Below are 9,556 nucleotides of genomic sequence, written 5' to 3' on the forward strand. Positions count from 1 at the left end.
CAATATCATGTCGCCTTCTTGAGCTTCATCAACTTGATAGAAACCCTGTTTAACTGTGTTATCTAAATAGAGATTTTGCTCTGTGTACCACCATTCATCAGGGCGAATAAAATCATCTAACTGAATGCCTGAAAGGTGATAGGCGTCGCATATAATGGAGTAACAATCCTGCTCACCATGCTTAAACTCTCTTCCTATTAGTGGTGCTATTGGTCTGAACTTGTGGATCACACCATCACATACCAACCACCACGGTAGATTTGTTTTCCTTTGCATTGCTCTATCGCCAGAACTCAAGAAAGGTTTTCCGTCAGGATGACTATGAACAATAGCTTTGACGTCTGAATAACACTCTGCCGTCATCCAGTCGTCTGGGCTGATTTCAAAATAGTTTTGTGGTTCTGGGTGTATATTTTTACAAGGGAAATACCTGTCGCCAGAAATTAAACCGCACGACTCCCTCACTCCTTCCGCTTTCGCGTGAGCGATAATGTCTTTTTCAATCATGGATTAACCTAATTTATTTGAACCCAAAAACCCGCCGAATGGCATGACAGATTTAAATCTGAGTTTGCACCCACTGTATTTATGAGAGCATTTATCTTTAAGGGGATCAGTTGTTGGCTGGTCTTTTTCATCTGCAACAGGAGAGCCGTCATACCCACAATCATTGCTTCGGTATCGCCATGAGCAAATATCAGCCTGAATCATCCGTCTAGGTATCAGCGCGTTATCGGTTTCCATTGGAAGCGCTAATATGTAAGTCACAAAATCAGAATCTGAGCTTTCCCGTTGCTCGATAATATACTTCTGAACAACTTCTCTTGTTGGATCTGCTTGTGGGTTTCCGTTGGGAAAATTAACAGCATCAAGATATTGCTCTAAAACCTGCCGGCGAGTAACGATAGCACCTAGGGCGTCATCATAGTCGTTGTTAATGGCTGTCAACATTCCGTCAAAGTTAGCGAATGTCATTTTAGGTCTATCTGACGCCCCCTGCGCAGTTACACTAAATCCTGTAACTTGAACAGGATAAGGCTCATAGCGTAAACCTTGCCAGATGATAGGTTTTAATAACCCATTCATGCCATCATGAAACCGGTAAACATCCCCCCCAAAACGGCTTAAATCGACCTCATATAGATCTAACATTGCATTTTGCTGTAAGTCTGCAACGTCTATGCGCATCGCTTGAGGTATCTCTCTCATGCGATAACCTCCTCAAATGTACAGTCTATCTGCCATGATGATTTACGTGGTGTTACCTGCCAGCCTCGGCAAACAAACTTACGCTTAGAATTATCATCACTGGTTAGCCACAAGAATGACTCAACCGCACCACGAGCCTTAAGAAACTCATCAATTTGCTTACCTATGTCAGCATGTTTAATAAATGAAAGTTGATAGGTCTTTAATTGGTTGTTGATCCCGTCTTTAACTCGTTGTTCGTAACCGTTACCAAACTTGGCTACTTTCACTTTAGGCTCATTACCTACCTGATAAGCCGTTTCTGGCCGCCATTTAAACTCTTCCATTGGTTACTCCAATAAAAAAGCCACCTATTTGGGTGGCCGTTACCAACTTCTTGATTTTTCCAAAGCACCACCGCTACGCATTTCGGTGCCAAGTACATCATAAACCGTACCTCTCACCATTTGCTGTATCTGCTGCGCTTCCTTTTGAGTGATACCATTCGGTGCCTGAACTTGGAATGTAAAGTGCATATCCCCCATGCTGACACCGTTACCACCTTTACCCATTTGTCGATTGCTGATAACCCGCCCACTATCGCCTGGTATCATGTATTGATTACCGTTCGATGCCTTGAATATCTCTGGCTTACCGTTTTCACCAACACGATACATAGAACTAGCATTTACCGGTCCACCATTATATCTAGCACCCGCAACCAACCCCATTGTTTTACTGGCCGCCATAGCTGCCGTATATGATGATGTTCCCGTTGCCACAGCCGCACCTAATGTGGCTATTGACGCACTCAACGCTGCTGGTGCCCATGCCGCTTGTGCAGCTGTGGCCTGAGCCAATGCAGAGGCTTGAGCGGCTGTCGCCATACTCTCACCCATAATCATATTCTTAACTTGCTGCATACCCATTTGAACCAGAGCACCAACGGCTTGGTCTACAATGGTTAATGCGACATTGCGGAAAGCATCGTTAAGGGATTGAGTGCCTGTTAATAGCCCTGTAATTACGTTAGCGGAACGTTGCCCTAATGCGTCCAACCCATCAGCTAAGAATTGATTAGCTTGACTCTGATTACGCCATATCTCCCATTGAGCATTCATGCGGTCTTGCTCATATTGAGTATTAGCGGCATTCATTAACGCCAAACCTTGCTGAGTGATAGCACCTTTTTCAGTCTCGAATTCACGGATAAGCGCAAGTTTACGCTCGTGTTCGTTTTTGAGTTGCTGAACAGGGTCTACTTGTGCTTTTAAATTATCTTGTGGTGATACAGCGTTTTTAGCCCTTATTTCGGCTATCTTTTGTTGATATTCTGCCTCAATTTCAGCCTTTCGCCTTGCTGCCTGTTCAGTGAGAGATACATCATCTTTCGTTATCCGCTCTAAGTCTGCTAACTGTTTATCGCGAGACTCTTTAGCCTTAGCGACCAAATCAAGCTCAAGTGCAGCTTTCTTATCAGCTAGATTACGTTCAATGTTGTATTTATCTTCTGCAAGTTTCTCAGCTAATTTAATCTGTTCAGGAGATGCCTTGTCACCCAACGCCTTAACCGCATCATACTTAGCCATTTCAAGAGAGCCTTCCTTGTAACCTTTGTTTAAAAGCTCAATTTCTTCTCTTTGACGCTTAAGTGCCTCGTATGCTGCGTCTGTGGCTTTGGTTGATTCCTTTGTTTTGCTGTTGCGCTCTGATTCAGCGTCTCTTGCCTCTTGCGCAGCAATGGCTACTTGATTTAATGAAAGAACCTCTTGTTCTGATAAGTCATTATCTTCGGCATAAAACTTAACTTGAAGCAATCTCTTATCAACTTCACTTTTGGCATTGGCTAACTTAGTTTCCCGCTCCAGCGACTTCCTTAAGTCCAGCCCTTTTTCAGACCAGTTAACCTCTAACTGCTTGGAGTTAAACTCACCTTTCGCACCAGTAGCCTCCCTAATTTGTTGGGTTAGTCTACCTAAAGCGGACTTCTCAATATCAATAGCTGACGCACTTTTAACGCTTAAATCAATGGCTTCCTTTAACTTCTTATCGTACTCATTTTGAGCATCAGTCAGGTATCTTGTGATTAACTCAGAGCGTTTTTTATTCTCAGCTAAATTACCTTCTAGCGTTATCTTTTCTCTTAGGATATTTATTGTATTTCTTTCAATTAACTCTGGATTATTACCAAGAGCATCTTGCTGTATCCTTAATCTGGCCTCTAGCCTAGCTAGTTGCTTTTCTTGCTCTTCCATTTCTGCATTTAGAATTTTTTGTTTATCAGATGCATCCTGAACATCACGCGCTATCTCTTGATATGAAAGCTCCTTTAACTTATCCGTTAACTGATCTACATTATCAGCAAAATCATGAGCTTCTTGTTTGGCTTGCTCTGTCTTTTGGTAGAAATAATACATCGCAGCACCAGCAAGCATTAGCGCTCCCATTGGACCACCTAAAGGAGCAGTGGCAATATTGAGAGCTTTCATTGCACCAGCCATAGTAATACTTGTTGATGCAACTCTTGCTTGAGCCGCTGCTAACCTATTTGTTTCCAGAGTCTCTTGTCTGGTTAATGCTGCTATTCTTGCTGAATTTGCCGATAATTCATTTCTTATTCTTGAGCGTTGTTGTTCTGTCTGAGCGGCTGAAAGCTGAGCTGATAATGATTGTTGAGTCGTTAAAGCAAATACCTTTTCTGCCTGCACTCTAGTTAATGTCTCTTTTGCAGCAAGAATCTCTGCTTTAACCGAGTTTCTTGTTGCCATAGTGCTTGTTATAGTATCTTTTGCTTTCTTTAGTTGGGCGACACCAGCAAGAGATAAGGCACCAAGAAATCTAGACCCTATAACTCCCGCAGCAAAAGTTAAAACATCCGTCATAACATCTAAATTTTTACTAACAGTAATAACGGCATCACTAAACGCGCTAACTGTCGATTTTATTGTTGTGTTTTCACCAAGAAATTTGGTTAAGTTATTCCCTGCCTCTTGAAATGCTTGTGACATTGTTCGAGTGGTTTTAGCGAACTCTTTGCCTATAGCATCCCCCTGAGACAATAATCCTTTTACAACAACATCAGTGGTTAACTTACCTTCTGCTGCCATTTTACGAAGCTGACCTATACTTACTCCTAGTGAATCAGCCAATGCAACCATTAAGCGACTACCCTGTTCTGCTACTGAGTTAAATTCTTCACCACGGAGAACACCAGAGGCGATACCCTGTGATAACTGAATGATGGCGTTTTCAGCCTCTGTCGCTGTGGCACCAGAGACAATAAATCCCTGATTAATAATTGTTGTTAATTTTGCTAAATCCTCCGCCGATGTATTGTATTCTCTCGTACCTCGCTCTAATCGTGCGTAGAGTGTTGCTGTGGCATCGAGACTAGATCGAGTTGTTTGTGAGATATCAAAGATTCGCTGAGTCACGTCAACGAGTGACTCGCTAGCACGAATCGAGTTAGATAGTTTGTTATTTAATTCAGTCCATGCTTCTGAATAACTAGCAACCATTGAAGCCGATAAATAACCAGCTAGTGATGTAGCAACTTTAGATAGAGACAACATTGAACGTTCGGTGTTATTCACTGATTGAGACGTTCGGTTAAAGCTACTATCCATACGATTAAGGCGTTGCTCTAACTGACGCTGAGATGTTAGTAATTGCTGAACATCCATTTGAACTTGATAAACAATTTCGCCTACATTTGCCATTTACCGGCTCCTTAAAATGAAAAACCCCGCCGATTGGCAGGGTTGTGTAATCTTTAAAGTATTTTATTGTGATGATTTTATTGCGTTAGTGGTAACTTCAATTGTTTTTTGTGATATTTCCAATGCATCATCAGAAAATGTTTGTTGCCCCCATTTAGTTACTTTACCTTCCTGAAAGGTCACAACTAGTCTATCCTGAGATAGCTGTTCGTTATCTACTGGAGTAAATCCATAATAAACTTTACCCCAATACACCCATCTTTCTCTTTCGGTATTAACTTCTGTTCTTCTAGGATCACCAAGAACCGTTCTTACTTGCTCTTTATCCATCCCCAATGAAAGCATAGATGACTTCTGGTTATAGTTGATTTGCTTTTCTTGAGCACAACCAGAAATAACCAAGGCAGATAAAACCAAAAAAGAAGATAATAATAACCTTTTCACAACACCATCCTCGTTAGTTAATTTGTTATTAATTTAGCTGTTTGTGGTGCAAATGGGAGCAAATTACCACTTCAGGTCTATTTCATTCATTTTATAATTCTTATTCATTTTAACTAATGCTTCAAATCCTGATAGATACTGAATAGGATCACACATTGAGATGTTTTTAATAGGAAGCCTTTCAAACTTGTCCCTATTCAATTTTGCATTAATTAAATAGAGATCATCCTCATCACCAGTTTCATGATTAAATATCTGAGAATACCCAGCCACTATGACATTCTCTATTTCTGAGCAAACCATAAACCCGATAGCTGATACTCTTAAAGCGATAGCATGAACATGCCTTGCGTAATCATAATAGTATTCTTCTGCGGTTTTTAGTCTTTCACCATTTGATACTGGCGTGTCTTCAATTTCTGGCAGATCTACATCTATAAATAAGGTTTTTATTTCATCATCATAATGAAAGGCAACTATTGTTTCTCTAGGCCAATAAGCTGATAAATATGCATACCTCAGTCTCTCATTAACACTACCAAAGGTAACTGGATGATACTTTGCAATATCACCATGTATATCTATAAGAAATTCAGGCTTCCCAGTGAAACCTCTGTTATAAAAATCTTGATAAACAAATGTTTTACCTTCCTCTATTGTCAGCACATTTGTATATTTTTCATTTAGCCACCACTCGTCACCTTGTGGTTGTGTTGAGCTTACTTCTCGCCAATTCAATTCTGTTGGAAAACCAATAACTTTATATTTCTCATCATCTTTAATAATAACATTCGTTTTTTCTAGTTCAGAGATTACTTTATTTACTCTTTCTTGATTAATTCTGAATCTTCCAAGAAAGTCAGCAGTTGTTACATACTCTTTATTTATTGCAAGATCAACAAATTGCCAATACAGAAGATCTAAACCTAATGTTTTTGATTTCATGTCATCACCAAGAAATATTAATATTCCTGATGAGACTATCAAAATAACCAGAAAAACCTTAATCAAGAGGCATAATATGTGATCTCAAGCAAGCCGTCCTTGGCTTGGGTAGTTAGAACAATTTAGCTAAATCCACATCATAAGCAGACTTCCATGCACCTGATGGATATGAATTAGCTGTTCCATATCTATCATCATGAACAGTAGATATTTCTACATCATTCTCTTTGCACCATTTCTTCAATGGTTGCCATTTGAATTTTTTATTTAACTTCTTCTCTACTGCTAATACTGTTGCGTGTTTCTTACTTTCACCCAACTTTTCAGCAAGGCGATTCTTCTCACGAACAGCTTTAGATGCCGTAGCCATTGAAGTTGCTTCACGCTTACGCCCAATCCACGCTTTAGTTTCGATGGCAACATCACGTTCAAGTCTAAGAACTACCTTTTCTTTTTCTGCTTTTAGTAAATTTTCCAGTGCTTCAATGTAGTCACCAGGAAGGCTATTATTTTTGCGTGATCCAAAATAGGTATCTTCGAGTAACTCAAAGAAATCCCATGCTTGATCAGTTTCCAACATTTTAGCGTGACGAGATGCTCCGCGTTCTGTCCAGAGATAAGCATGTCTTGCTCTTTTATCAACTACCCCAAGATTGTTGGGGTAGTTCTTAAATGCCATTAACTCGTCACCTTCAATCTTGAAAAAATGCTTTCCTTCTTCAAATCGAGATTTATTATTCGCAAAATTCATTTGAATACTTTTTGCGTCAGCACCATAACCAACAGCCAGTGATTCAGTAGTGATCACCTTCTGGTTACGGTAATAGACTTCTGGAACCGTAAAACGGTTTTGCGTGACAACTGAGTTATTGTTTGCTACTGTTATTTGACTCATGAAACATTTCCTTTTAGGTTTTGTTTGGGATTAGCCAGCAGTTCGCACCTGTTGGCTTTTCTGTTTTTATCTGCATATTCTTGGTAATTCACCTTCTTGCAATCTCCCGTTAATATCTCTCCTTAAATTCATCAGAAACACATAACCATCTTGAAATCTATCAACCAACTTTCCAGCAAGTGGTGATTCAAGTTGTCTTAGCATTGGATATATTTCTGACTTCCATGCTGAATAAAAAACATCGTAGTGATTGAATAGAGCATTAATATTGTGAGCGTCTTTTTCCCTTTGGGTTATGGGACGCGAGTTAACAACAACTTCATTTTCCCCTTTATTAAAATAGTGATCTTCCATTAATTCGAACACATCCCATGCTTTGTCTGTATCTAACATTTTCGCATGACGAGCCGCACCTCTTTCTGTCCAAAGAATTAAACTTCTCGCTTTTGGTGAAATTTGTAGGTTACTTAAAGTAACTCGCAAACTTTTTAGAGCATTTCCAATAACTTTGAAGTAATGCTTACCCTCAATAAAGCGACCTGCATTACGGGAATGGTTTACTTTTATGTTGTTACTTTTAGTATCATATAACTCAGCTAACAATTCAGTCGTCACAACGGGTACTCCGTTATGCATAATTGCTGGGATGGATTTAACTGAATTGCTCATGTCGCATATTTTTGCTAAATTAGTCATGTCACTTATTCCTTTCGATGGGTTTATTTGGCAACCAGCCTCAGTTGTTCACGCAGCTGGGGCTTTTACTTTCTATCAATCCGTAAGCTTTCCTTAGTTGATAAATAATCTCCGTATTAAATTTTCTACACTCTAAATCCCCATTAGCTTGAATTGCTTTGCATACATCCTCTGGAAATCTAATTTTCTTCTGATACATATCTTTTGCTTTCTGCATTATTTCATCCTTAACTTTTCAATGCCTCAATGTGGGGCAAAAGCATTGTCACACCGTGCGTCATTGAAGTCAACCCCACTGTGGGGCATAATTTTGTAATTATTTTCATTACGACTAATTGGTGTTTCTATGAGTAGAGAAGATCCACAGTTAAGAATTAGACTTCCTATTGAATTGAAAGAAAAAATAGAAGTAACCGCAAAAGAGAATGGTCGCTCAATGAATGCTGAGATAGTTCAAAGACTAGAATCCAGCTTTCCCAGTGAAATAAATACTGATGATTTAATACCAGCAAAAGAGGCGATGCAAATCGCCAATAATGCACGAGAAGGATTAAAGGAAATTATTTTTAAAAGGACGTTTGCTGAGATAAATAAGAAGGTAAAGTTAGGGCATTCTATTTTCAATGTTGAACTATCAGATCTGGATTTAGATGGCTTACTTGATGATATTGATACTGTCTTGCAGCCAACATTTGATAAGTTGGAAGAGTTAGGCTACCACATACCAGAAAGTGTTATTGATGTTAGTGGGTTTCTTGTGGAAATACCTTCATCAAAATAAACAAAGGGCACGGATGCCCTTGTTTTAGTAGTGGCAACCTCCTTCCTTTGTACGGATATTTGACTTAATTAAATTCCTGTCTAATATTTGTTCTGCTCAATAACGAGCATTACAAGGAGTTTTTATTATGAGTAAAAAGCCAGGTGAAAATACAGGAAAGGATGGTGGTATTTATCGTGAAGTAGGTCCTCGAGGTGGACAGCGTGATAATTACGCCACCGTGAGAGATAACGAAAGGTTGCCACCAACAACTGAAAAAGGTAATTCCTGGGTTCTTGATAAAAGAACACCTGATAGTAAGCGTTAGTTGAATTAAGCCGACATAGGTCGGCTTTTTTGTTCTCCAGAACAGAAATCAATCATTCTGCTAATTAAATGACAAAATGTTTCATTTGCTGATCCTGTTTCAACGCTCACACCGACGCGATGACAAATGTCGAAAGCCATATGTGCACATTCGTGAGCTAGAGTAGATGATTTACCGTTAAATACACCAATAATATGGAGCACACACTGAGCGTTAGTAACTGTACGACTTGCCCCGTTAACAAAACTATCCCCACCATCAATGCCTAGTTTTTCATGTAGAGAGCGCCAATCATCCCAAGAGCCACAATAGATAATATATCCAGATTCAAATAAAGGTACCTTCATATATCGATACTGCCTTAGGATTTTATGCATATTCCTACCTTTACTATAAAACATCTCAAACCTAATAATTGGCTACTTTCTCTTTCTACTCACCAATCTACGCTTACCACTGATCAGCTCATTATTGCGCTTATCATCTTGCTTCATGATGTTGTCGTATTCTTCTCTCGTGAAGCCTTTCTCATCGGGATATTTAACTTTGAGCATCATCTGAAATTCAGTCATTGTTAACTG

At 39.5% G+C, this 9,556-nt stretch carries 13 protein-coding genes; 2 read left to right on the forward strand and 11 right to left on the reverse strand.

Annotated elements, in window-relative coordinates:
• The 9 genes from ABN212_RS18270 to ABN212_RS18310 form a co-directional block, all read right to left on the reverse strand.
• A partial coding sequence (locus ABN212_RS18270; protein ID WP_349443551.1) for a C40 family peptidase occupies positions 1-507 on the reverse strand: 507 nt, incomplete at its 3' end.
• Positions 508-510: 3 nt separating this feature from the next.
• Positions 511-1,209 carry a phage minor tail protein L gene (locus tag ABN212_RS18275; protein ID WP_196564355.1) on the reverse strand — a complete coding sequence of 233 codons (699 nt, stop codon included), beginning with the start codon at positions 1,207-1,209 and terminating at the stop codon, positions 511-513.
• A complete protein-coding gene (locus tag ABN212_RS18280; RefSeq protein WP_109850493.1) occupies positions 1,206-1,535 on the reverse strand; it encodes a phage tail protein in 330 nt (109 codons plus the stop codon). Before ABN212_RS18280 ends, ABN212_RS18275 begins: the two co-directional genes overlap by 4 nt.
• 39 nt (positions 1,536-1,574) lie before the next feature.
• Positions 1,575-4,907 (reverse strand): tape measure protein, encoded by a 3,333-nt coding sequence (locus ABN212_RS18285; protein WP_349443552.1) that lies wholly within the window; start codon positions 4,905-4,907, stop codon positions 1,575-1,577.
• Positions 4,908-4,970: 63 nt separating this feature from the next.
• Positions 4,971-5,351 (reverse strand): outer membrane protein assembly factor BamE domain-containing protein, encoded by a 381-nt coding sequence (bamE, locus tag ABN212_RS18290; protein ID WP_349443553.1) that lies wholly within the window; start codon positions 5,349-5,351, stop codon positions 4,971-4,973.
• 63 nt (positions 5,352-5,414) lie between these two features.
• Positions 5,415-6,296, reverse strand: coding sequence for a hypothetical protein (locus tag ABN212_RS18295; protein ID WP_089503232.1), 882 nt, complete (start codon positions 6,294-6,296; stop codon positions 5,415-5,417).
• 112 nt (positions 6,297-6,408) lie between these two features.
• Complete coding sequence (locus ABN212_RS18300; RefSeq protein ID WP_109372783.1) at positions 6,409-7,191, reverse strand: ORF6N domain-containing protein; 783 nt, start codon at positions 7,189-7,191, stop codon at positions 6,409-6,411.
• A gap of 66 nt (positions 7,192-7,257) precedes the next feature.
• The gene (locus ABN212_RS18305; RefSeq protein ID WP_244185036.1) at positions 7,258-7,887 is read right to left on the reverse strand and encodes an ORF6N domain-containing protein; all 630 of its coding nucleotides are present in this window, start codon (positions 7,885-7,887) and stop codon (positions 7,258-7,260) included.
• Positions 7,888-7,927: 40 nt separating this feature from the next.
• Positions 7,928-8,104 (reverse strand): Arc family DNA binding domain-containing protein, encoded by a 177-nt coding sequence (locus ABN212_RS18310; RefSeq protein WP_109372782.1) that lies wholly within the window; start codon positions 8,102-8,104, stop codon positions 7,928-7,930.
• Between the two features lie 129 nt (positions 8,105-8,233).
• Here ABN212_RS18310 and ABN212_RS18315 point away from each other — a divergent pair, with 129 nt between their 5' ends.
• Both ABN212_RS18315 and ABN212_RS18320 read left to right on the forward strand, forming a co-directional pair.
• A complete protein-coding gene (locus ABN212_RS18315) occupies positions 8,234-8,668 on the forward strand; it encodes an Arc family DNA-binding protein (protein WP_109372781.1) in 435 nt (144 codons plus the stop codon).
• A 127-nt stretch (positions 8,669-8,795) separates the two neighbouring features.
• On the forward strand, positions 8,796-8,975 hold the full coding sequence (locus ABN212_RS18320) for a hypothetical protein (RefSeq protein WP_109372780.1): 180 nt from the start codon (positions 8,796-8,798) through the stop codon (positions 8,973-8,975).
• A gap of 5 nt (positions 8,976-8,980) precedes the next feature.
• Here the strand turns inward: ABN212_RS18320 and ABN212_RS18325 are convergent, their stop codons facing one another.
• Complete coding sequence (locus ABN212_RS18325) at positions 8,981-9,322, reverse strand: hypothetical protein (RefSeq protein ID WP_232240029.1); 342 nt, start codon at positions 9,320-9,322, stop codon at positions 8,981-8,983.
• A 72-nt stretch (positions 9,323-9,394) separates the two neighbouring features.
• On the reverse strand, positions 9,395-9,556 hold a 162-nt coding region (locus tag ABN212_RS18330), incomplete at its 5' end, for a DUF6246 family protein (protein WP_349443554.1).

Source organism: Proteus genomosp. 6, assembly GCF_040139785.1.
Lineage (GTDB): Bacteria > Pseudomonadota > Gammaproteobacteria > Enterobacterales > Enterobacteriaceae > Proteus.